This is a genomic window from Pseudoalteromonas atlantica, from assembly GCA_007988745.1.
GTDB classification, from domain to species: Bacteria; Pseudomonadota; Gammaproteobacteria; order Enterobacterales; family Alteromonadaceae; genus Pseudoalteromonas; species Pseudoalteromonas atlantica.
In genome coordinates this window covers 29101-52606 of the sequence record BJUT01000001.1, presented here as the reverse complement: position 1 = coordinate 52606, position 23506 = coordinate 29101, and the positions used below count along the sequence as shown (strand labels likewise).

General features: G+C 37.0%; 20 protein-coding genes. 3 read left to right on the top strand and 17 right to left on the bottom strand.

Translation table 11 applies throughout. The features are described 5' to 3' along the window. Nucleotides 1-7: 7 nt before the first annotated feature. From acnD to PAT01_RS00215, 4 genes are all read right to left on the bottom strand, one after another. Nucleotides 8-2617, bottom strand: coding sequence for a Fe/S-dependent 2-methylisocitrate dehydratase AcnD (gene acnD, locus PAT01_RS00230; protein WP_154944332.1), 2610 nt, complete (start codon nt 2615-2617; stop codon nt 8-10). 116 nt (nt 2618-2733) lie between these two features. Then, on the bottom strand, nt 2734-3861 hold the full coding sequence (prpC, locus tag PAT01_RS00225) for a bifunctional 2-methylcitrate synthase/citrate synthase (protein WP_138578268.1): 1128 nt from the start codon (nt 3859-3861) through the stop codon (nt 2734-2736). Between the two features lie 47 nt (nt 3862-3908). After that, complete coding sequence (prpB, locus tag PAT01_RS00220; protein WP_138578270.1) at nt 3909-4787, bottom strand: methylisocitrate lyase; 879 nt, start codon at nt 4785-4787, stop codon at nt 3909-3911. A 156-nt stretch (nt 4788-4943) separates the two neighbouring features. Further along, nucleotides 4944-5651, bottom strand: a complete 708-nt coding sequence (locus PAT01_RS00215) for a GntR family transcriptional regulator (RefSeq protein ID WP_064385586.1) — start codon at nt 5649-5651, stop codon at nt 4944-4946. A gap of 264 nt (nt 5652-5915) precedes the next feature. On the opposite strand from PAT01_RS00215, the gene rsmF reads away from it, so the two are divergent. The 3 genes from rsmF to PAT01_RS20185 all read left to right on the top strand — a co-directional run bounded on the left by rsmF (nt 5916) and on the right by PAT01_RS20185 (nt 8920). Beyond that, the gene (rsmF, locus tag PAT01_RS00210) at nt 5916-7367 is read left to right on the top strand and encodes a 16S rRNA (cytosine(1407)-C(5))-methyltransferase RsmF (protein WP_138577708.1); all 1452 of its coding nucleotides are present in this window, start codon (nt 5916-5918) and stop codon (nt 7365-7367) included. A gap of 463 nt (nt 7368-7830) precedes the next feature. After that, complete coding sequence (locus tag PAT01_RS00205) at nt 7831-8553, top strand: acyltransferase family protein (protein ID WP_318299724.1); 723 nt, start codon at nt 7831-7833, stop codon at nt 8551-8553. Next, nucleotides 8543-8920: an acyltransferase family protein gene (locus PAT01_RS20185; RefSeq protein WP_318299723.1), complete on the top strand. Its 378-nt coding sequence runs from the start codon at nt 8543-8545 to the stop codon at nt 8918-8920. The genes PAT01_RS00205 and PAT01_RS20185 overlap by 11 nt, the downstream gene beginning before the upstream one ends. 102 nt (nt 8921-9022) lie before the next feature. Here PAT01_RS20185 and PAT01_RS00200 read toward each other — a convergent pair whose 3' ends face one another. The 13 genes from PAT01_RS00200 to PAT01_RS00140 all read right to left on the bottom strand — a co-directional run bounded on the left by PAT01_RS00200 (nt 9023) and on the right by PAT01_RS00140 (nt 23488). Next, on the bottom strand, nt 9023-9718 hold the full coding sequence (locus PAT01_RS00200) for a VpsP family polysaccharide biosynthesis protein (RefSeq protein WP_138577712.1): 696 nt from the start codon (nt 9716-9718) through the stop codon (nt 9023-9025). Further along, complete coding sequence (locus PAT01_RS00195) at nt 9711-10439, bottom strand: tyrosine-protein phosphatase (RefSeq protein WP_138577714.1); 729 nt, start codon at nt 10437-10439, stop codon at nt 9711-9713. Before PAT01_RS00195 ends, PAT01_RS00200 begins: the two co-directional genes overlap by 8 nt. Before the next feature lie 13 nt (nt 10440-10452). After that, nucleotides 10453-12666, bottom strand: a complete 2214-nt coding sequence (locus tag PAT01_RS00190) for a GumC family protein (RefSeq protein WP_096739742.1) — start codon at nt 12664-12666, stop codon at nt 10453-10455. A gap of 23 nt (nt 12667-12689) precedes the next feature. Then, complete coding sequence (locus PAT01_RS00185; protein WP_138577716.1) at nt 12690-13208, bottom strand: polysaccharide biosynthesis/export family protein; 519 nt, start codon at nt 13206-13208, stop codon at nt 12690-12692. Continuing rightward, the gene (locus tag PAT01_RS00180; RefSeq protein ID WP_138577718.1) at nt 13205-14422 is read right to left on the bottom strand and encodes an outer membrane beta-barrel protein; all 1218 of its coding nucleotides are present in this window, start codon (nt 14420-14422) and stop codon (nt 13205-13207) included. The genes PAT01_RS00185 and PAT01_RS00180 overlap by 4 nt, the downstream gene beginning before the upstream one ends. After that, a complete protein-coding gene (locus tag PAT01_RS00175) occupies nt 14406-15809 on the bottom strand; it encodes an undecaprenyl-phosphate glucose phosphotransferase (protein WP_138577720.1) in 1404 nt (467 codons plus the stop codon). Before PAT01_RS00175 ends, PAT01_RS00180 begins: the two co-directional genes overlap by 17 nt. A gap of 304 nt (nt 15810-16113) precedes the next feature. Further along, complete coding sequence (locus PAT01_RS00170) at nt 16114-17106, bottom strand: glycosyltransferase family A protein (protein WP_171036171.1); 993 nt, start codon at nt 17104-17106, stop codon at nt 16114-16116. A gap of 51 nt (nt 17107-17157) precedes the next feature. Continuing rightward, on the bottom strand, nt 17158-18039 hold the full coding sequence (locus PAT01_RS00165; protein WP_138577724.1) for a polysaccharide pyruvyl transferase family protein: 882 nt from the start codon (nt 18037-18039) through the stop codon (nt 17158-17160). 1 nt (nt 18040) lies between these two features. After that, the gene (locus PAT01_RS00160) at nt 18041-19516 is read right to left on the bottom strand and encodes an oligosaccharide flippase family protein (protein ID WP_138577726.1); all 1476 of its coding nucleotides are present in this window, start codon (nt 19514-19516) and stop codon (nt 18041-18043) included. Next, the gene (locus PAT01_RS00155; protein WP_171036172.1) at nt 19513-20469 is read right to left on the bottom strand and encodes a glycosyltransferase family 2 protein; all 957 of its coding nucleotides are present in this window, start codon (nt 20467-20469) and stop codon (nt 19513-19515) included. The genes PAT01_RS00160 and PAT01_RS00155 overlap by 4 nt, the downstream gene beginning before the upstream one ends. A gap of 50 nt (nt 20470-20519) precedes the next feature. After that, entirely contained in the window at nt 20520-21689 is a 1170-nt protein-coding gene (locus PAT01_RS00150; RefSeq protein WP_138577730.1) for a glycosyltransferase, read from the bottom strand. A gap of 69 nt (nt 21690-21758) precedes the next feature. Beyond that, nucleotides 21759-22580, bottom strand: coding sequence for a glycoside hydrolase family 16 protein (locus PAT01_RS00145; protein WP_138577732.1), 822 nt, complete (start codon nt 22578-22580; stop codon nt 21759-21761). After that, nucleotides 22577-23488 (bottom strand): glycosyltransferase family 2 protein, encoded by a 912-nt coding sequence (locus PAT01_RS00140; RefSeq protein ID WP_154944330.1) that lies wholly within the window; start codon nt 23486-23488, stop codon nt 22577-22579. The genes PAT01_RS00145 and PAT01_RS00140 overlap by 4 nt, the downstream gene beginning before the upstream one ends. Between the last annotated feature and the right edge of the window lie 18 nt (nt 23489-23506).

Genomic DNA, 23506 nt, shown 5'->3' with positions numbered 1-23506 from the left:
ACGCCCCTTATGCTGATTGCGTTGCTTCTAAAAAGTCTTGCGCAAAGCGCTGTAATACACCACCAGCGGCATAAATAGAAAGTTCTTCTTGGGTATCCAATCTGCATTTCATAGGTACTGTTAGTACCTCACCGTTTTTACGTGTAATCACTAAATCAAGCGTTGCACCTGGTGTTGGCTCGCCTTTTACATCAAAGCTTTCGCTGCCATCAATGTTAAGCGTTTTGCGGGTAGTGCCAGGTTTAAACTCAAGCGGTAATACACCCATACCAATTAAGTTAGTACGGTGAATACGCTCAAAGCCCTCTGCGGCTATAACCTCAACGCCTGCAAGCCTTACCCCTTTTGCAGCCCAATCACGCGATGAGCCTTGCCCATAATCGGCGCCGGCTACAATAATGAGTGGTTGTTTACGCTGCATATAAGCTTCGATTGCTTCCCACATACGTGTGTTAGAACCTTGTGGCTCTATTCGTGCGTATGAACCTTGTTTAACTTCGCCGTTTTCATCACGCACCATTTCGTTTAACAATTTAGGGTTTGCAAATGTAGCGCGCTGCGCTGTTAAGTGATCCCCTCGGTGCGTTGCGTACGAGTTAAAGTCCTCTTCAGGGACGTTCATTTTAGTTAAGTATTCACCCGCGGCACTACTTGCCATAATAGCGTTTGAAGGCGATAAATGATCCGTTGTAATGTTATCGCCAAGTACAGCAAGGGCGCGCATGCCGGTCATGGTTCGCTCACCTGCAAGGGCGCCTTCCCAGTATGGCGGGCGGCGAATATAGGTGCTTTGCTCGCGCCAATTGTATAGCGGGTCGTTGTCTTCACCGTAATCTACGGTTAAATCAAACATAGGTTCGTACACTTTTTTAAATTGCTCTGGCTTTACGCTTTGTTTTATTACTTCATCTATTTCTTCATCGCTTGGCCATAAATCTTTTAGCGTTATATCGTTACCATTTTGATCTTTCCCTAGTACACCTTTTTCTATATCAAAACGAATAGTACCGGCAATAGCGTAAGCTACCACTAATGGCGGTGACGCTAAAAACGCTTGCTTAGCATACGGATGTATACGCCCATCAAAGTTACGGTTGCCCGAGAGTACCGCTGTTGCGTATAAGTCGCGATCTATCACTTCTTGTTGAATTACAGGGTCAAGCGCGCCACTCATGCCGTTACAGGTAGTACAAGCAAAACCCACAATACCAAAGCCAAGTTTTTCAAGTTCAGGGAGTAATTTTGCTTCTTCTAGGTATGATTGCACCGCTTTTGAACCCGGTGCTAATGACGTTTTAACCCAGGGTTTACGCATTAAACCTTTGGCATTTGCATTACGCGCAAGTAAGCCGGCAGCAATTACGTTGCGCGGATTACTGGTGTTAGTACAACTGGTAATAGCAGCAATAATACAGGCGCCATCTGGCATTAAGCCTTCTTCGTTTTCAACAACGCCAGATATACCTTCTTTGGCTAAATCGCTGGTGGATACACGGCGGTGTGGGTTTGAAGGCCCAGCAATATTACGTCCAACACTCGATAAATCAAATTTAAGCACCCGCTCATATTTTGCGGTTTTTAAACTATCGCTCCAAAGGCCAGCCGTTTTAGCGTAGTTTTCTACAAGGGCTATTTGCTCTTCATCACGACCTGTTAAACGCAAATAATCGATTGTTTTATCGTCTATATAAAACATGGCTGCAGTGGCACCAAATTCTGGTGTCATGTTTGAAATAGTTGCTCTGTCGCCAAGGGTTAGTGCATCAGCGCCTTCGCCGTAAAATTCTAAATAGGTTGAAACCACACGCTGAGCGCGTAAAAATTCGGTAATGGCCAGCACTATGTCGGTTGCGGTAATGCCAGGCTGACGAGTACCTGTAAGCTCAACTCCTACTATATCAGGCAGGCGCATGTACGAGGCACGGCCAAGCATTACGCTTTCGGCTTCAAGCCCACCAACACCTACAGCAATTACACCAAGTGCATCCACATGTGGGGTGTGGCTGTCGGTACCAACTAAGGTATCGGGGAATGCAATGCCATCGCGGTTTTGAATAACAGGCGACATTTTTTCAAGGTTAATTTGATGCATAATGCCGTTACCAGGCGGAATAACATCAATATTTTTAAAGGCGGTTTTAGTCCAGTTTATAAAATGAAAACGGTCGTCGTTGCGTCTATCTTCTATTGCACGGTTTTTTTCAAACGCTTCAGGGTCAAAGCCTGCGTGCTCTACCGCTAATGAGTGATCAACAATTAGCTGTGTTGGCACAACCGGGTTTACTTTTGCTGGATCACCACCTTTTGCAGCTATTGCGTCGCGCAGGCCTGCTAAATCAACTAATGCAGTTTGGCCTAAAATATCGTGGCACACCACGCGCGCCGGATACCACGGAAAGTCTAAATCTTGCTTACGCTCAATAAGCTGATTAAGCGCATCGGTTAGCATATCTGGCTCACAGCGGCGCACTAAGTTTTCGGCAAGTACGCGTGATGTGTAAGGCAATGTGGCATAAGCACCAGGCTTTATTGCATCTACCGCAGCTTGCGTGTCGTAGTAATCCACATTTGAGCCGGGCAATGGTTTTCGGTATTGGGTGTTATTAATTATGGTCATAATATCTATTCGCTAATAGGTGACGGGAGATAAAAGGCAAGAGGTGAGCGTATTGCTCACCCTATACCAATCCGCTTAATTAAGTATTGTTACGGATTGGTATTATGTGTAACTAATTAGCCTCTTGATTCAATTGGCGTGTAGCTGCGCGCCTCTGGTCCTGTGTAATCTGCACTTGGGCGAATAATACGGTTATTAGCACGCTGCTCTTTAACATGTGCCGTCCAGCCTGTAACACGGCTCATCACAAATATTGGCGTAAATAACTTAGTTGGAATACCCATAAAGTGATACGCCGATGCATGGAAAAAATCAGCATTACAAAACAGTTTTTTCTCGCGCCACATTACTTCTTCACACCTAACCGACACTGGGTAAAGCACATCATCGCCCACCTCTTTAGCTAGTTTTTCAGAGAACTTTTTAATAATAACGTTACGTGGGTCTGACTCACGGTAAATAGCGTGTCCAAAGCCCATTATTTTATCTTTGCGCTCTAGCATACCCATAATTTCTTGCTCGGCGTGCTCTGCACTTGTAAAACCCTGAATCATATCCATAGCGGCTTCGTTTGCACCACCATGCAGCGGCCCACGTAGCGTACCAATAGCACCCGTTACACAAGAATGAATATCAGAAAGCGTTGATGCACACACTCTCCCAGTAAATGTAGAGGCATTAAATTCATGCTCTGCGTATAAAATTAGCGACACATTCATTACTTGCGCAAAAAGCTCGCTCGGTGCTTTGTCGTGTAATAGAGTTAAAAAGTGCGCGCCCACTGAGTCGTCATCAGTTTGTGTTTCAATGCGTACGCCATCGTGAGTAAATCGGTACCAGTAACAAATAATACTTGGGAACACTGCAACCATGCGGTCAATCGCATCGTTTGCTTGGCTAAAATCAAGTTCCATTTCTAGGTTACCCAGCATTGAGCAACCGGTACGCATAACATCCATTGGATGCGCGTCTTTAGGAATATTTTCAAGCACGGTTTTTAGTGCATCTGGCAGGCCGCGTAAGCTTTTTAATTTAGCTTTATACTCGGCTAGTTCATTGGCTGTTGGTAGTTCGCCGCGTGAAAGTAAAAAAGACACTTCCTCAAACTGTGCTTTTTCGGCAAGTTCGCTAATATCGTACCCACAATACGTTAAACCTGAGCCTGTTTGCCCCACTGTACATAATGCTGTTTGCCCTGCTACTTGCCCGCGTAAACCTGCTCCGCCTAATGCTTTATCTACCATGATCTTCTCCTATCTAAATTTGTGTGTGTTATCTATTTTAATAGTTATTATTTGTCAGATTTTGATGAAAAAAGGTTATCGAGTGTGTTTTCGTATGTGTGGTAATCTAAAAAATCGTAAAGCTCGGCGCGTGTTTGCATGTTCTCAATTTCGCTTTGCTGCGAGCCTTCATTTAAAATGGCAGAGTACACATTAAGCGCGGCTTTATTCATAGCTCTAAACGCACTAAGTGGATAAAGCACCATTTCAACACCTACCTCACTTAACTGCTCTTTGGTGTAAATAGGCGTTTGGCCAAACTCTGTAATATTAGCTAAAATTGGTACATTGATCGCCTTTGCAAATGCTTGATAATCGGCAAGGTCATGCACGGCTTCTGCAAAAATAGCATCAGCGCCCGCTTCTACACACGCAGCTGCGCGGTGAATCGCGGCGCTTAAACCTTCTTTTTGAAACGCATCGGTACGCGCCATAATGTAAAAATCACTATCGGTTTTTGCATCAACTGCGGCTTTAATACGGTCAACCATTTCACCTTGGCTAACAATTTCTTTATTAGGACGATGGCCGCAACGCTTTTGCGCTACTTGGTCTTCAATATGAAAACCCGCTGCCCCTGCTTTGGTCATTTCTTTAACGGTACGCGCAATATTAAACGCCCCGCCCCAGCCTGTATCGGCATCTACCAGTAGTGGCAAATCGCTGGCACCGGTAATACGGCGAATATCTTCAAGTACATTATCAAGGCTGGTCATGCCTAAATCGGGCATACCGTAAGAGGCGTTCGCAACACCGGCACCTGAGAGATAAATAGCTTGGTGGCCCATTTTTTCAGCCATCATGGCTGTGTAGGCATTAATAGTACCCACTACTTGTAATGGGCGGTTATTCGCAATGGCCTGTTTAAATTTTAATCCTGCTGACATTATTTTCTCCTCACTTTGAACGGTTGCTACATGGAGTAACTTATATTTTTAATCTGACATTGTGACTGTTTAACTGTTATTAGCTTTTAGCTTTTAACTTTTAGCTTTTAGCTTTTAGCTTTTAGCTTTTAGCTTTTAGCTTTTAGCTTTTAGCTTTTAGCTTTTAGCAGAAAGTGTTGTTTTTTTATTCAACAAATCAAATTTGGTTTGAATATTTGCTTGCGATGCACTGATGTGTCGTTTCATCAGCATTTCAGCAAGTTCACCATCGTGGTTTTCTATCGCGTTAATAATGGCTAAGTGCTCGTCAAACGCTTTTGATACGCGCGGCCCTACCATGCCCATTTGTACACGGTACATACGTATTAATTGGTAAAGCTCGTTACATAACAAATGGATTAAATGGGCGTTTTTGCTGCCTTTAATAATGCGATAGTGAAAGTCTAAATCGCCCGCTTCTTGATAGTACGACTCCCCCTCTTTAACGCGCTGTGTTTGCAAATGTTGGTTAAGTAATTGCTTTAAGCCTTTAACTTCGTCAGCAGCCATATTGTCGGCAGCTAGCCTACATGCTAAGCCTTCAAGCGAGCTGCGTACTTGGTATACTTCAATTAAACGCTCTGCGGTTAGCGCCACTACTCGGCAACCTACATTGGCTTTACGCTCCACTAAGTAACAGCTTTCTAAGCGATTAAGCGCTTCTCTAAGCGTCGCACGGCTTACACCGTAGCGCTTTGCAAGCTCAGGCTCCGATATTTTGCTACCCTGCTGTATGCTGCCTTCTACTATTTCACGGCGCATATCAACAAACACTTGATCAGATGCTGTAGTAATAGGTGTATCGTTTAAAAAAGGTTGCGTCATGGCTTTATAAATAAATTGTCGACAATTGATGGGTTAACTATGTGCTTAATAAAAAAACATGTCAACCCCACCTAAGGTAAAAATGAGTAAAAAACACACTTATTGTCGACACTGTTAATCTAAAGTCGTATAAAATTGCTTTAACATTAAACTAAAAACACAATATGTCGACACACTAATAAATTATAAAGCCGCTATTTAACACTGAAATAGTGCGTTAAAAGTGCTAATATCGCGCTTTATTTTTAATGTACGAGCCAACGCGTGAACGCCAACACTTTTATTCCTGAGCATTTTATTGACGACGTAAAAACCTATTTACCTGCGCACCTCAATTTAGACGACTTTATAAACGCGTGCCGTCGCCCTCTCAGAAAATCTATTCGTGTAAATACATTAAAAATTAGCGTTGCCGAATTTAAACACCGTGCAGAGAAAAAAAACTGGCAACTTACACCAATACCTTGGTGTAGTGAGGGTTTTTGGCTAGAACGCCCAAGCGATGAAGAACAAAACTTAGCATTAGGCAATACCGACTTACATTTAAGCGGCGCCATGTACGTACAAGAGGCAAGCTCAATGCTGCCGCCTATGGCACTAAAACAAAGTATTGAAAGCTCAGATTTACAAGATAGTTACGTACTTGATATGGCATCAGCGCCTGGCTCTAAAACTTCGCAACTTGCCGCAATAATGAATAACCAAGGCGTACTTGTTGCCAACGAGCTTTCGTCATCACGCTTAAAAGTACTTAGCGCTACGCTTAAGCGTATGGGCGTTGGTAACTGTGCGCTTTCGCATTTTGATGGCGTCATATTTGGTAATTATATGTTTGAATGCTTTGATAGCATTTTGCTTGATGCACCCTGCTCTGGTGAAGGTACCGTACGTAAAGATGCCGACGCACTTAAAAACTGGTCAATAGAATCAAATATAGAAATTGCTCAAGTTCAAAAAGATTTAATCAAAAGCGCTTTTTACGCATTAAAACCAGGCGGTACATTGGTGTATTCAACCTGTACGCTTACCCCGCTCGAAAACCAACAAGTATGCGACTATCTACTGAATGAATTTGGCGACTATATTGAGCCGCAATCGCTAAGTGATTTATTTAAAGGGGCAGAAAAAGCCACAACCGCCGAGGGCTATTTACATGTGTGGCCGCAAACATTCGACAGTGAAGGCTTTTTTATCGCTAAGTATAAAAAACTCGCAAGCTGCAATAACCCAACCCAAAGCGTGAAAAAAGGTGCGTTTCCGTTTAACGAGTTTGATAAAAAACAAACCAGTTCTTTTATGAGCGAGCTTAAAAAACAGTTTGGCTTAAATGCGCTTCCAGGTAAGTTAATGCAGCGCGATAAAGAACTGTGGTTATTTCCTGATGGGTTTGAAGCCGTTCAAAACAAAATAAAATACGCACGTTTAGGTATTCAACTAGGTATTATTCATAAAAACGGCGTAAGACTAACTCACGAGTTTGCTACCGTTTTTGGTAATGAATGCAAAAGCAATACGTATGCTTTAACAAACGAGCAAGCAAACGACTACTTTAATGGTAAAGATATACGCCTAGAAGACGTTACAAAAGCCAGCGGCGAAGTAGTACTAACCTTATGTGGCTGCCCGATAGGACTAGGTAAATGGCAAAAGAATAGGATCAAAAACTCTTTGCCACGCGATCTTGTGCAAAATACCCAGTTAATAAGCTGGGCATAAAACACTCAACACAAAGGGTAACCTGTGCACAATATTATTAAGTCTTTGTTATCATTTGCGGTTAATAAACAAACAAAATTTAGAGTTTTGCAAATTAGTTAACTACAATTACAGGTACTTTCTTCTTCTCCCTAAGAATTGCGAAAGTGTATTTAGTTAGCGCAAGGCTCAACTAAGAGCCATTTGTAGCCCAGAGCTGATGACAATGGCTCTGGGCGTTTTCTCAAGAGTGGTTTACTTAGTTTAATATTAATCATAGGCCCTCTTGATTGATTCAACCTAACCTACTCCCCTCAAGAAGTTAACCCGACCTTAAGTAAACATTGTTAAGTATTGACTTATAATTTAGAAATATTTTCAATATGCTTAGAGATAAGTTTTATATAATCTTTTTAAAATTAGTTATATAGTAACTTTAAATAGGGTTTTATTTCGTAGGCGGATCACTTTAAAGGACTAAGTTTTGAAAAAAAGATTTGAAGCACTTGATTCATTTAGGGGCATTTGTGCAATCTCAGTCGTGATTTTTCACATGCACTTTGTTAACTCAATAACTGAATTGGATTTTTTTAGAGGTAGTGCAATATTTGTAGAGTTCTTTTTTATTTTAAGTGGCTTTGTTTTGGCACATAGCTACGGCGAAAAGAAAGATCTAAATTTTAACGCATTCATTAAAGCCCGTTTTTTTCGCATATATCCACTACATATATTTATGTTAGCTATATTTATCCTTCTAGAGCTTGGGAAGTTATTTGCCTATAAACTAGGAGGAATTTCATTTAATAATTTACCTTTTACAAATGACACATCAGTTGAACAAATTCTCCCTAACCTACTATTGATACACTCTTGGACTCCTTTTAGTGACCCTCTAAGCTTTAACTACCCATCATGGAGTATAAGTATAGAATTCTATAGTTATGTTTTGCTCTTTTTTACTATAGCCTTTTTTAAAACCAGTAAGTCCATTGTTTGGTTCTGTATATCAGCTATCGCTTTCAGCCTTATATATTTTAAATCGGATATATTAGTAGAGAGTGTTTTGAAAGGGTTATCTTGCTTTTTTGGTGGTACTGTAATTTATTTACTTTTCAAAAAATCTTCACATTTTAAATTCCCCCCCTGCATTAGCTACAGTAATAGAACTATTACTCTTATTTCTGATAGTCCAAGTCGTGATTGTTAACTTTAAATATAAATCCTTAATTGCTCCAATACTATTCTTATTAACTGTATTATTTTTTGCATATGAAGCAGGCTTACTATCAAAATTTTTAAAACTTAATGCTTTTCAAACTATAGGCAAGCTATCTTACTCAATATATATGACCCATGCGGCAATATTATTCATTTTGACTTCGATAGGTATAATTATTCAAAAAATAACAGGGATAAATGTAGCGCCAACTATAAGCTCACAACGGTACTTAGACTTAGGAGGAGCGGAAGTTAACAATGTATTTATTTTACTTACATTGGCTGTAATTATTTATATTTCGAAAATAACTTACAATACCATAGAAAAAAAAGGCCTAGCTTTAAATAAAAAGTAATTTTTTATAATACAAAACAATAGCTTAGACACAGTTCTATATGATTTTAGAAATTAATAACTCTTGTTAAAATTGATAAGCTTATCTTGAAATTATTAGTACTCATTTACAATACATTCCAAATGTGGAACTTTTTTTCACAGATTTGAATTCACTTCCAAACTGTAGTGACATGCACAATAATGTTACTTTATTAATTTGGTTCGCAATTTCAAAAAGTTGTTCGAGCTTCTCATCATATTGCGCAGCTAAATTTAACTCATTCATATATTGAGCTTTGAAATTAGGAGGAAGTTGAGGCCAATTAATTAATGCTATCTGAATGATGCCTGATCTTACTTCAAACTTATAAGGGCCCGTTTTTTTAGCTTGATCTATATACCTTAATACTCGCTGAGAAAGCCCTTCTTGACTACTGACTACTTTTGCAAGTTCAATCCACGTTTCAGACCAAGCTTGTCTATTTTGAAGTGAAGTTAAAAGCGCGTGTTCAATATCATTGAAAGAATATGACATATCCTCACTTTTCATATCCTTTAAAGTCAATCCAAGCATTTTTACATAAGCGCTGAGGTGCCAATAATGTGCCTGAGTAGGCTCAAGCTTTAAAGCTAAGTTAATTGCATCATCAGCAAACTTTAGCTCTGCAGGAGTCATTAATGCTTTAGACTGCTTTAGAGTATTGACAGCCTTAAAATACCACACATTAGCACGCATGCTATTTACGCTCTCAATGCTAATAACAAGTATTATAATACCAAGGAGAAAAATATTAACTAACTGCTTGGTCTTAGCCATTAAACAACGTGCTCGTTAAGTGTTTTGGATTATTTACGAATAAATCTTCCGCTTTGTCCTCACCCAATAATTGTTTCACTATTTTTTTTGCATTGCTTAATATGGGTGGACGTCTTTTGATTGAGTGTGCATCGGATGCTATATACCGTACTAAGTTATTTTCGAGCATATTAATACTAATCGCTTTTGCACTTTCGCCCCAGGCCCCCTCTAAACTTGAAGCGGTTAACTGAAAGTCGCATCCTAATTGATTTAATCGTTCAATATAAAAGGGGTTTGCTTGAATCTCTCTATTGCGCTCTGGGTGAGGAATAATGACTTTAATACCTTGCTTTGCAAGCCAATTAATGAACTTATCATAACCTTGCGGTACATGTGAGTGAGGTAGTTCCAATAATATATAATTATCAGAACCAAGAGAGCCAATAAACGGTAGCTTATTTGATAAAACCAATGCCATTAGCTCAATATCAAGCCTAACCTCTGCAGCAACTGCCAGCTGCATTTTGATACCTGCTGCCAAAGCCCCTGCCTTTAATTTTGCAATATCAGTATAAAGGTGGGAAACCGAATTATCAAAACGCCCAATATGAATATGCGGTGTGGCCACCATGTGCGTTATGCCGTCATCTTGAGCCACTTTCAAAAGAGCTAAAGACTCTTGTAAATCTTTAGCGCCGTCATCTAGACCAGGCAAAATATGTGAATGGATATCAAACATACGCGATCACCTACTAAGAACTTGATTGAGCTGGCTTTTGCGAATAATCGTAATAATCGTAATACCCATGGCTGTGCTCATCTTTTCTTTTACTAATATCAACTTGGTTTAATACTATTCCAGCAACATGGGCCTTAGCTTCAAATAAACGCTCAACCCCAGCCTTAATTGGTTTGATGCGTGTAACATCAGATTTAACAACGTAAATAACAGAGTCAGAACTTTTAGCAATTACTAAAGCATCACTTACCGCTTGTGTTGGTGGAGTATCAATTATTATGTGGTCATATTTTGTTTTTAATACCTCAAGCACTTCATTAAAACGTTGGCTAGATAAAAGCTCAAGCGGATTAGCTGGAATTTGTCCGCTCGGCATAATAGCCACACCAGACTGCCCATCTACATGTACGCACTCGCTAAAATGCTCTGTACCTACTATTAAGTTACTCAAGCCGGGGTGGAATACAGGGATATCAAAGCGCTTCGCGATACTTGGTTTACGTAAATCCGCATCAATTAATAACACTTTACCCATCTGCGCTAATGACATTGCTAAATTAGCTGAGGTCGTCGTTTTACCTTCACCGGGAGTGCTTGACGTGATTGCAATTACTTTAAGTTCACGATCAAGCTGAGTTAACAGTAAGCTTGTACGAAAAGTACGAACTGATTCAGCAAAAAGTCTGTATTTTTCATCTAAATATGCATGAATAGGAAAAGTACTTTTCCTAGGTGTTTTCACATGAGGTAGTAAGCCTAACATGCGCTGAGCAATTTTATCTTCTACATCACTTTTTGTTTTTACAGTATCGTTTAACGCATCAAATACAAAACTCATTACAGCAGCAAAACAAAAGCTACCAACAAAAGATAAAATAATAATTAATTTTTTATTCGGTTTTGATGGACTGTTCGGAGCGTATGCTTTATCTGTAAAGCGAGCGGCAGCCGAGCTAAAATCGCTTGTAACTTCAGTTTCTTTCGAACGAGATAAAAACGTGTTAAATATATTGCGGTTAGTCTCTACCTCACGTTTTAATTGATTATATTTTGTTTCTTTACGAGTGATGTCTTGGTATTCAGCGCGTATTTTTATCAAATCACGCTCAAGTGCGCTTACTGTACGCGTTATACGATTGAGTTCCTTTTCAATACCAGTAACAAGCCCTTTAATTTGCTTATTGAGGTTACTCTTAACGGTAGCAAGTTCTGCTTTTGCGGAGATTATTTTAGGGTGCTTTGGCCCATACACTTCACCTAATTCACTTAGCTTTCTCTCAACAATAACAACGTCTCGTTTTACATTTTGTATGACTTGGTGCGAAGTAATTTCGGGCATACTTCCTAATAACTCTAAATTATTATTGCCATATTCACTAATTACTCGATTGATACTTTGTAAATTATTTTTTTCATTACGAGCAACTATTAATTGCTGTGATATTTGTTCTAGCTCTTGTGTTGCAAGCCCAGCTATACCTTCAATATCCACTAGCTCTTGCTGCTCACGGTAAGCTTGCAGACGTACTTCAGAGTCATCTAACTGAATACGTAATTGAGATAATCGGGTGTTCAACCAACTGGAAGCCTGCTGTGTGATTCCCATTTTAGCTCGCATTTGACTATCTATATACACTTGCCCAACAGTATTGGCCACCAGCGCTGCTAACTTAGGGTCGCTCGATTCAAAGCTGACACGTACCAATTGTGTATTTCGAATTGGAGATACTGACAAGCGTGATTTAAAAGCCCCTAATAAGCTTAGCATTTCACGTTCGGCTTGCTCATCAGACGAGTAAATAGTGGCTTCTTTTTTATTAATGGGTAAATATGGTTTTAACTCTTGTTTTATTAGTGTCTTTAATTGATTGAAAGCGCTAGGCTTAGCTATAAAGTCTGGATGGCTTTTTAACTCAAGCTTGCGGATAACTTCGCGAGCGATACTATCTGACTTTATTACTTCAAATTGTGTGAGGTAGTATTCTTTTTGATTAGAGTCGAGTCCATATATTTCTTCAAAGCTAACTGCCTTAGCTTGTTCAGCCTCAATAAGTAGCGTAGCTGTTGCAATATATTTTGGTACTAAAGTGAAAGTTATCATGATCGTGAGCAAAGTAATCACACTAGCAAAACTCATAATGCGCCATTTTGCACGCATAACTACTTTTAAATAGGAGCCTAAATCAATAATATCTTCATTATTATTTTTTTCATTTATTTCGTTCATTCATTACTGCCTTGTAAACTGCTTTAAAACAAGCGTTGTTCTATTTTAATTGTATCGCCCGCTGCAATTTGGCTGTTTAAATTTCCCTTTTGTTGCTGCTGTTTTGTTTGCTCTTTAAATATAAAAATTTTATCGACAGATGCTCGCTCAGTTAAGCCGCCAGCAAGTGCTATAGCTTGATTCACAGTCATAGCAGGTTGATAAGGGTAAGCACCAGGATTTTTAACTTCACCATGAATATAGAAGGGTCTGTACTGAATTACTTGTACATAAACATTGGGGTTAACTAGATAATTTGGGCGTAAACCTTTAGCAATTACATGTTCAACCTCTGAGGTATTAAGTCCTGAAAGCGTTACTTTTCCTAAAAACGGATAATTAACCTCCCCGCTATTGCCAAGGAGTGCTGTCACCGTTAAGTCAGGTTCGCCGAATACCTTAATTTCTACTTTATCACCAGCACCTAAGACATAATTTTTGTCACTTTGGGCAAAGCAAACATTACAAACTAGAGATAGTACTAAAAAAAAAACAAACTTCATTTATTAGCCTTTAATGCAAATGTAAAATTAATTCCTACAGTTACTCTGTCATATTCAATTAAATATTGACTAGAGTTTTTATCAACAAAGTCTACGTATGTGGAAACCATACCAAATTTATTTGCCATATAACTTATACCCAAGCGAAGATTTTTAGTTTTATCTTCTCGGCCAATGTTTCCTGTATACTGTTCATTCATATAACTAACTCTAGCAAGTGAGCTTAGTTTATTGCTCCAATCATGACTCCAGTCCACACCATATAGACTTTCTTTAATATAATCCCCTTGCACAAGAGGATCCTTTGCTGAACGACTGGTTCTTAATTGCAGCGTAGAATAACTAAGCGGTTTCCAACTGACAGAAGCCTCCCAGCTTAAACCACTAAAACTCTCACGCTCATTAGCTTCAAAGTCTTTATTCTGATAACCTAACTTGAATGTTCCTGAAGTTATTGCTGAAGCGTCCCACTGTATGCCTCCAAGAATTTTCAGGTCGTTGCTATCTCTCGTTACACCACTACTGGCTAATACGTCATAACGATAGTTTTCTTGTTTAGCCTCTATAAACATTCGAGTAGCTGCTTGAGTATTATAATAACCAGTAATACCAACTAAATATTTATCGTAGTCGCGATATTGTGAGAGCTCTCTAAAATTTTGATATTCTTTACTGAAATACCCCCCCTCAAATGCAATTAACGCTTTGGCGCTTTGCGCACCATATTCGTAACGAGCAGAAGCATTTTTCAATTGATACTTTACTAACTCATCAATATCATCACCAAGACCTTCTGTTAAACCACGACCCCTCTTTTCATATAGCCAATCTATATTACCTTTCATATCAAGACGCTGTTTACTGGTAAACTCTTTATGGATAGCTGTTCCAATATTTACTTGAGTATAATTATCGAGCGAATCTTTATTATGTAATGCGCTATGCGTGCCAATATCTAATTTATAGCTATCAGGTCCGTCTTCAATTGCAGCTTTTAAATTTGGATCAAAAGTCCAAATTAGGCGTGACTTTTCATCTTCTGGCGTACTGAAAAAGTTATTATTACTGCTGAAGCCGGTCTGAATGGTCGGTGTTATTTTGACTCCACTTTCAGTTATAATACTACCATGTGAAAAGCTAGCAATTGCTGGCAAAGCTAAAAACAGGTTGAAAAAGGTAACTACAAATAAAAGTGTTTTAATATGCATTTGCATTTTTGAACCCTTTAAAAATTGTCATAAAAATAATTTTTATATCTAACCAAAGCGACCAATGTTTAATATAGTGCAGGTCAAATTCAACACGTTTTTCCATTTTATTTAGGGTATCAGTTTCGCCTCGCCAGCCATTTATTTGTGCCCAACCTGTAATACCAGGCTTAGCTTTGTGACGTAACATATAAAACTCTACTTTTTTACGATATTCCTCATTATGCGCAACAGCGTGAGGCCGAGGCCCCACGATAGACATATCGCCTTTTAATACATTTATAAATTGGGGAAGCTCATCTAAACTAGTACGACGTAAAAAGCTGCCCAGTGGCGTGATACGAGCATCATTTTTTTTAGCTTGAGTAACCACATCACTGTTTTCTGTAACACTCATAGAGCGAAACTTCCATACCTTTATCTTTCTGCCATCGAGGCCATAGCGATCTTGTTTAAAAATAACAGGTCCTTGAGATGTTAGTTTTACTGCTAGTGCTAGAGCAATTAGCAAAGGAGAAATAAGCATCAAAATCAACACCGCAACTACTATGTCTTCAGTACGCTTGATAAACTCTCGTGCTCCTATAAAGGGAGATTCAAACACACTTAGTGTATCAAGCTCTCCAACATGTTCAATTCGCGCGTGTATCAAGTTAGAAACTAAAAAATCTGGAATAATATGTACATCAACCGTAGTGTCGCCCAACTGTAACAATATATCAGCAATTCGCTTATCTGCTTTCATTGGTAGTGCAATATATAAAACACCTATATCTCCATTGCGGGCAGCACTTACAGCATCTTGCACTTTCCCTGACACTTCGTATTTAATCGAGTTCTCAAATAAACGTTCTGGTTTTCGGTCGTCGTAAAAGCCTAAGAACCTGAATCCTAATTCATCATTTTTGTTGATCTCATTATATAGGTGAACGGCTGACTCAGTAGCCCCAACAATTGCAACGTTACGTAAATTGATCCCTAACTTTCTCCTATTTCTTTTAAATAAATATGCTGCCAGCCGCCAACCATACATAAATGTTACACTTAGAAGAAACCATAACCCGAGGCCTATTCTAGAAAGCGAGTCGGAGAATTTAAATATAAAAGAAACTAAAAGTAGAAATAAGAATGAGATAAATAAAGCCCCACAAGCACACATTACCATGGTTCTAAACTTCCCTGCACGCCATGACCTGTATGCAGATAAAATTTCAGCGAAATATAAAAAACTCAATGCTACTGTCAATGCAGTAACCATGTATATAGGAGTAAGGTCAATTCCGTAGAATAAAACAGAGAATTGAAAAGCAATAAATAATGCAAAAATGTCGAATAATCGATAAAAATTAGCATCTGAAGAGCCAGTTGGTTTAAATGTCCTTGAAGATGTCATACTATTAATCCTTATAGATATCTTGAAGTGAGAATGCTTACAAAAGCGTAAATTATGTTATATGAGTATATTCAAAGATTCAATAATACAATCCAGTTATACGTGAATTAAAATAATAAATCAGCATACATACAAAATAAAAATAAATATAAACTAAGCTAAACAAAGTTAAACAAAGTTAAACAAATCTTTCATTCAAAATTCTATTTAGCTTAAAATAAACTAATATTTATAAACGTTTTACAAACAAAACTTCTTCACCTTACCCAGAGCCTGCCACCATATTATATTAAAAATCACATTTTCATTTTAATATAAAGTTAAATAACCTTAGGGGTAATAAAATTAAGGTAGCTGGACTCGTCCTAAATATTTTAATCAACAACCCTTTATTTAAACCTTTACCAGTAATTACATGCTTTACTAATAAATATGAATATTGTTCTTCAAGTCGAGAAACATTAGATTTAACAATTTTTTTCTGGTTACAATTTAAATTAAAGTGCGTATAGATTTTTCTATAAAATAAAGCTTCGTATCCGATCCTGCTTGCAGCTTCTTTCTTTGACCAGTCAAATGAATCAAAAAATATGTTCACTCCTCTACCACAATAAACACCTTTTTTAAAAGAAAATACAACCTTATTAGAGCTATTTACCAGCTGTAACCAAAGAAAATAATCCTCTCCTGCACTAAGTAATGACTCATCAAAACGGTGATCTTTGAGGTTATCAAATTTATACACTACACTTGAAGTTTGGCTTATATAATATTTTAGAAACAAGCTAAAACAATCCTCACCACTGAGTATTGCAAGCTCTTTTTCTTTATGAATATTGTATTCTTTGCAAGCTCTATCAAAATCATTAAAACAGCCAACTTCTTTAAATAAAGAATGCTCGGAGTCAAAGCGACTATGATCTGAAAAATAAAAATCAGCATTGTCTGCACACAATGCTTTGATTGCAGTCTCTATATGAAAGTCTAACCAACAATCATCTGAATCTAAAAATGAAACCACTGATATATTCTGTTCACTTAGATAATCAAGGGCTAGGTTCCTAGCCGCAGCAGGACCTTGGTTATGTTGCTCGATAACCTTTAGAGTACAGTTTTGAGGTAATATTAACTCATTAACTTCACTTAGTGCTTTAATAGGTGAACCATCATCTACGATAGTAATTATGAATTTTACACCGACAACTTTTTGCTTAAAAATTGAATTCAGCGCATTGAATAAAAGTCCATTTTCTTTTTGATAAAAAGGAATAACAACTCCTACATTTACTATATCCATTATATATTCCTTTATATTACAGCCCATATGAATTCTATTTTAATACTAATTTTATATTATTAAATCACAATACTGTGATAACTTACTCAAAGCCATATCAGCTTTTAACTCAAATATTTTATCATCACTTAACTGGCCACCCGTTTTAGCTAACTTCAACAATTTATCGCTGGCATTATCAATGTAATATTTGTCTGTAAAACTCAAAACTTTAGCGAATTGTCTACTTCGTTTACCAGCCCCTAGCTTACCGGTCATTTGAGACCATGTGTCCTTGATAGATGAACTTGGCATTTGGCTAAACTCTAAATTTATATCCAGTGATTCAGCCCAGTCGAACCATTTATTATGGTGTATCGGAAGTATTGGCTTTAGTGCAACCCAAGGTACCCTTAATGTGTCAGCTAAAATAGTCCCATGCATTGCTTCAGTAATAAGTAATTCAGTTTTGTCTATTTCACTTAAGGAAAATAAAACATCAGGGTTTGTAGGATCTATAAAATTTATGCCCGCATGTGTACAAACTTCCTGCCAATTTCCACGGGTTATGCTTTCATAATGCGGCATAAAACTAACCTTATACTTTTTACTCTGTTTAGGTAGCTGCATAAAGTGCGTTAATATTGCGGCATCGGTAATTGCTAAAGAAGGGTTTATATTTAAAGCTGCAGCAGTCCTTGGCCCTCTTACAAACGCAATATCCCAACTGCTATCATGGACGTCTGGTTTTGGGGTATAACCACCATAACCTGAGCCCATCACTATTTTTTTTGGTTTCTTAGGTAAGTAATCCCACAAAATAGAGCCAATACCTAAAAATAGCTTTGAGTCGTCTTCATCAAAAAAGCTAGGTGAAACTAGCGAATCCCACATATATTTATTTAGCTCATCACCGAAGTTAGGTACGTGACCTGAAAAATAGGTTAATTTCACTTCAAATTTCCTTATAATTTTGTTTATGTGCTAATTTTAAAATAATTTTGTTTTTTGGAAAAATACTTAAGGCGCTTGACGTCAGTTTACCTCCGTCAAAGAGGTACATTAATGTGAAATAGATAACTATAAAGAATAACCCTTCTATAACTATTTCTAAAATTGTTGTCCCTAAATAAAAGATGTTACTTAAACTTAGTGTTAGTAATATACTTATGACAGCACAGATAACAGGTGATGTAAGACTTGTAAGATATTCACTAATAGTTATATTTAATAATTTACAAGAACGCGCCATTGATGCACTGCAATAGGTTAACTTTCCAAGTATCAAAGCGGCTAAAAAGTAATTAAGCCCCCAAAATAAACTTATTGTGGTTAACGGCACTATGATTAAAGATAACTTTAGCTGTAATTTAAACCACCATTTAGCATTGTTGGTTAATAAAATAATATTTTTCTGTGGGATACCTAATATCACAATCATGTAAACGATACAAAACGCTTTAAATATTAATACAGATTCAATCCATTTCTCTGTAAATAAGACAACAAAAATATCAGTTGAATATGCAAGTAAAAAAATAAAAACAGGATATAGAAGCAAAACTGAAAAATAAACAGAGTTTAAAAAACCTTTTTTAAGGTTGCCATTCTGTGCTTGCGTTTTCGCCAATATGGGGAAGCTAACTTCTGAGACTGTACCAATAAAAACCTCATTCATTATAGTAGATAACCTTTTTGCCACACTGTAAAAACCAAGCTGTCTATTACCTAATATACTACCAATAATTAGTGACTCATAATGACTTAAAGCAAAAGTAAGGCCATTTGTTAAAGTGGTATATATAGCAAATGAATTAAGCTTAATAATACAATTAAACTTGAATATAAATTTCACTTTATCTCTGGTTGGAATGTACACTACTAAAAAGTTGAAAATGGACAGCACCACCTGTGACCAAATTAATGCCCATATACCATAATCTAAAACAAGTAATGTTATTATTATAGTAGCTGATAAAACTCCTGAAAAAAATGTTCTTAAAGCTAAATGTGCATACTTTTGTTCCTTCAAAAGCACTATATTTAATGTAGCATAAAGCCCATCAAAAATTAGTTTTAGGCAAAATATTGATAAAGCGATATTGAATATTTCTGTCTGGAAGTCGAAGAATGAAACTAAACAAAAAGCGAGTATTAGTAGCACCAATATTATTGAAACAAAAAAGTGGAGCCAAAAAATACTACTAATCGTTAAGGTATCATCTATTTGGTATTTTATTATCGATTCACGCCAGCCAACAGGCATAAAACTACTAGATATATAAATAATTGACAGTGAGAATGCGATTAGACCGAAATCTTCTGGAGCTAAAATACGTGCTGAATACGTAAATACAGCAAAATTAATTATTGGCGGAAAAAACTTACTGACAAATAGCCAAAGAATTCCATAAGATTTATTTATGCTCACTTATTTAATCTTCTTTTAACTACGCGAATGAAAAACTGAGTCCTTAAATTTTTTAAAATAAAAATAAAAGCTGAAAAGGAATTAGTAATAGATTTAATTGTTGTTTTATAGCGCTTATTTTTTATAGATGAATAAAAGCAAATCCATTGAATTTTCATATTAATACTTTTAGCGTGACGTAGTAGTAACTTTCTTTCTTGGCTCGATAAACTTTTTATTTTTGCAAGTGCGTAGTCACAATCTCTTAAATGAATTAAATCAGTTTTACTATGGTTGCCAGAGAGGGAATTTTCTCTAACAAGAGCTACATAGCCAGATGCTTCAATTAACTTCAGTTTTGCGCCCAAAATTAAGCAGCGGCAATAGAACTCATAATCTTCACCAAGACGCATATTTTCTTGGTAGCTTAAATTGTATTTTTCTAAAAACTGACGCTTTATGATTGGTTTTATAAACCCGAGCTCTTTTCTAAACTCACCTTTTTTAGTAATGTTTGATTCAATAAAATCTGATAAAGATATTATTGCCGGAAAGTCCTGCCTGTCTCCAAGCATCTTTGTTTTACGTGCTAGCGGGTCAGTTTCATTTATACGAAACTTATCATCAGCAATTAAGTCTTCGCCTTCACTATAAGCTAATAGTTTTTCATAACGACCAGTTTCAATGTAATCATCAGAATCTAACACAGTAACCCATTTTGAAGTCGCCCTAGAAAGGGCAATATTACGTGCCTTCCCGGGACCACTATTCACTTCAGTAGAAAAGATACTTACTTTAGAGAACTTAGCATTTAAACAGGTTAAAACTTGCATTGTGTTATCTGTAGAGCAATCATCAACAACTATCACTTGGTTAACAAATTTATCATTGACTACTGATTCTACTGCTCTAGTAATTGTTTTTTCTGCATTATAAGCAGCAATAATAACTGCTATAGTATCGTTCTCAGACAAAATATATCCCTATTGTTAACTTTTACACTGTTAGCCTTTACAACGTATATTCACCTTGTAGAATTTGCTTTTTTCCAAGTAACCGTTTTTTTACCTGTAATTGACTGTAATATACCAATACCCGCAGCAATATTCGCCATAGTAAAGTATTCTGCAATGACAGCTATTTTTGAAACAACAGGCACTTTAGGAAATTTTTCAAACCAAGATAATACAGCCATTATATAAAACGAGACTTGCGCTATTAAGATTACTTTAAATAAATAACCACTCTCAAAAATCGCTAAATACACATTAGAAACTAATGCCAACACCATAAATAATAAACTATACCAACGTAATACTTTATGTGAGTAAAGCTTCCATAAATTAAAAAGCGACAAAGTATTTAAACATTCTGATCGTAAATGCTTATAGCTATTATAAGAGCGATTACTAATTCTGATTTTTCTCGGGAATTCTTCTGCGGTACTTTCAGCACCTTTTTCATAAGCAACTATAGTATCATCAAACTTTAGCTTATAACCCTGATTGATAACGCCCATAGACGAGCAGAAGTCATCAAGCACATGCACTGGAAGCTCTCTTAATAAGCTTGTTCTTATAGAAAAAATAGAACCATCTGCACCCATCATTGAGCCAGATAAAGACTCTGATTTTTTAATCATTTCTTCGTATTTCCAATACAAGCCATTACTTTGTGCTGCTCCTTCAAGATCATCGTTTGTATAAATTAATTGACCTGCAACCCCACCTACTTCGTCGTCTTTATAGCACTTTGAAATTTGCAATAATGCATCTTTTTTCAAATAAACATTAGCGTCGGAAAAAACTAAAAAATCACATTCAACACCAGCTAAAGCTTTATTGATTGCGTTAGTTTTCCCCAAGCCATCACTTACTTCAAATAATTCGACTCTTCCAGGATATTTATCTACATAACTTTTGGTTATTGAAACAGTTTGATCTGTTGACGTATCTGATATTACTAGTACTTTATAGCTCGCTTTATCGTAATCTAAAGCCAAGTGGTTTTCGATTTTTTTGCTGATCACTGATTCTTCGTTATGAGCTGGTACGACAATAACGATACTCTTATCATTAGCTGTAAATGTGGTATTTACATACTCTTTTTTAACAGCACCAAAAATGTATATGATTAAAGGAAAAAAAACATATATATATAATAAAATAAATACCGAAATAAAAAATATCACCATCACTCATTACCATCCATTGCTTTGCTTTTATATAAAAGCATCAAAGTTAAAACTTTATCAATTACATTCCTACTGATAAACCCTGACATAATCTATTAAAAACTGCTGAGGAAATATAGAATCATCAATTCCATGTTTTCCTCCCCAAGAACCACCAATTGCTAAGTTAATTATTAAATACATCGGCTCATCAAAAGGCCATGATTCGGTATTATCATCTTCTTTTTCATAACTAAAAACTAGCTTATCATCAATAAAAAACTTAATAACATTAGAATATTTTTCAACAGCATATATATGATATTCAGATAAGAGATTTTTTAATGTAAACCCCTTATTTATCGCTTTTTTATTCTGGTGATTTCTTATCTTAGTATGCAGAGCTATATGCACTTTATCTTTTTGGTAACCAACATATTCCATCATGTCTATTTCGCCTTTAGCTGGCCAGCCTTTGCCTTGCTTATCGACTCCAAGTAGCCATATTGCAGGCCAAACTCCAATGCCATGGGGTAATTTAGCACGTACTTCAATTTTTGCATTCGTCCATGAATGCAAATTACGTGTAGTTAAACTAGCAGATGTATACATAGGTTTTGGAGAGTCAAATAATTCATCCCATAGACTAGTTTCTACACTCTCCAACTTCCTTGCCTCAATTATTAAAATTCCATCTTTAACTCTTGCGTTATGAAGGTTGTTTGCTACATACAACTGTTTTTCACCATTTCGTACATAGCCTTGTTCGTACCCCCACTTTTCATTAGCAGGTAGGCCATCGCTGTTAAACTCATCACTCCACACTAACTGATTGTACTCTTGTGCATAGAGTGGCCAAGAGAAAGCCTGTAAGCAAAAGAAGTAAAATAAGTAAAATAAGTGTATTTTCACGCGTAGCTCCTAACATTACCACCGGAGAAGAGCCCATAAAAAAAACCAACACCGTGGGATAAGTCACATAAACTATCTAAACATGTATGCTTCGAACTAATAAAGTATGGCAAAAATGAAAGTAAACCTTTTGCCAAATAAGCAGCCCCTTTAAAGCAGCAAGTAAAAAGTGCTCCTAAGAAAGTCTTATTACAGCTTTCAATTTTAAAGCCTGTAGCACCCATTCTAAAGCAGCGACGTAAAGCCCATTTAGTTGTTAAGCGTTCAATAACGATATGTTCTTGAACTATTGCATTATTAACCCACTTAATTTTGCCACCACATGCTGTTAACCTCAAAAAGAGCTCTTTATCTTCTCCACCGTGAATAAGCGACTCGTTGAAGCTAATATTCAGTTTTTTAAGTGTATTAACATTAATCAAGATATTATTGGTAGCAACCCATTTCACCATCACACCATCCCTTAATTTACGCTCGTGGTACAAACGGGCTAAGTTAAAATATTTATGAGTGCCTTTGGGAAATATGGCTTTTTGGGGGCCTGCAACTACATCATAGCCCTTCGCTTTATCACACAGTAAGTTCAGCCAGTTTTTATCTGCATAAGCATCGTCATCAATAAATGCCAAGTAGTCGTACTGGTTATTTTGTGCATAATTTAGTGCATTATTCCTTGCAAACGGTATCCCTTGTTTAGTTTCTAAAACGTGTATTAGATTAATTTTTTTATTGTTAGTAAACTTACTCACGCTGCTATTAACTACTTGAGTCAATTCGGAATTATTTTCAACAATTAATATACTTAGCTCTATGCTGCTAATGTAGCTTTGTTCAAGGATACTTAAAATACATTGCTCGAAAGTCGCGCTTCTACTTCCTGTTGTTAACACGGCTACTAATACTCTCAAATTACTCTCCCTGTTTTC

Coding starts and splice junctions, on each gene's coding strand:
- acnD (WP_154944332.1), bottom strand. CDS start 2,617: ATGACCATAATTAATAACACCCAATACCGAAAACCATTGCCCGGCTCA.
- prpC (WP_138578268.1), bottom strand. CDS start 3,861: ATGGTAGATAAAGCATTAGGCGGAGCAGGTTTACGCGGGCAAGTAGCA.
- prpB (WP_138578270.1), bottom strand. CDS start 4,787: ATGTCAGCAGGATTAAAATTTAAACAGGCCATTGCGAATAACCGCCCA.
- PAT01_RS00215 (WP_064385586.1), bottom strand. CDS start 5,651: ATGACGCAACCTTTTTTAAACGATACACCTATTACTACAGCATCTGAT.
- PAT01_RS00200 (WP_138577712.1), bottom strand. CDS start 9,718: ATGGCTAAGACCAAGCAGTTAGTTAATATTTTTCTCCTTGGTATTATA.
- PAT01_RS00195 (WP_138577714.1), bottom strand. CDS start 10,439: ATGTTTGATATCCATTCACATATTTTGCCTGGTCTAGATGACGGCGCT.
- PAT01_RS00190 (WP_096739742.1), bottom strand. CDS start 12,666: ATGAACGAAATAAATGAAAAAAATAATAATGAAGATATTATTGATTTA.
- PAT01_RS00185 (WP_138577716.1), bottom strand. CDS start 13,208: ATGAAGTTTGTTTTTTTTTTAGTACTATCTCTAGTTTGTAATGTTTGC.
- PAT01_RS00180 (WP_138577718.1), bottom strand. CDS start 14,422: ATGCAAATGCATATTAAAACACTTTTATTTGTAGTTACCTTTTTCAAC.
- PAT01_RS00175 (WP_138577720.1), bottom strand. CDS start 15,809: ATGACATCTTCAAGGACATTTAAACCAACTGGCTCTTCAGATGCTAAT.
- PAT01_RS00170 (WP_171036171.1), bottom strand. CDS start 17,106: ATGGATATAGTAAATGTAGGAGTTGTTATTCCTTTTTATCAAAAAGAA.
- PAT01_RS00150 (WP_138577730.1), bottom strand. CDS start 21,689: ATGGTGATATTTTTTATTTCGGTATTTATTTTATTATATATATATGTT.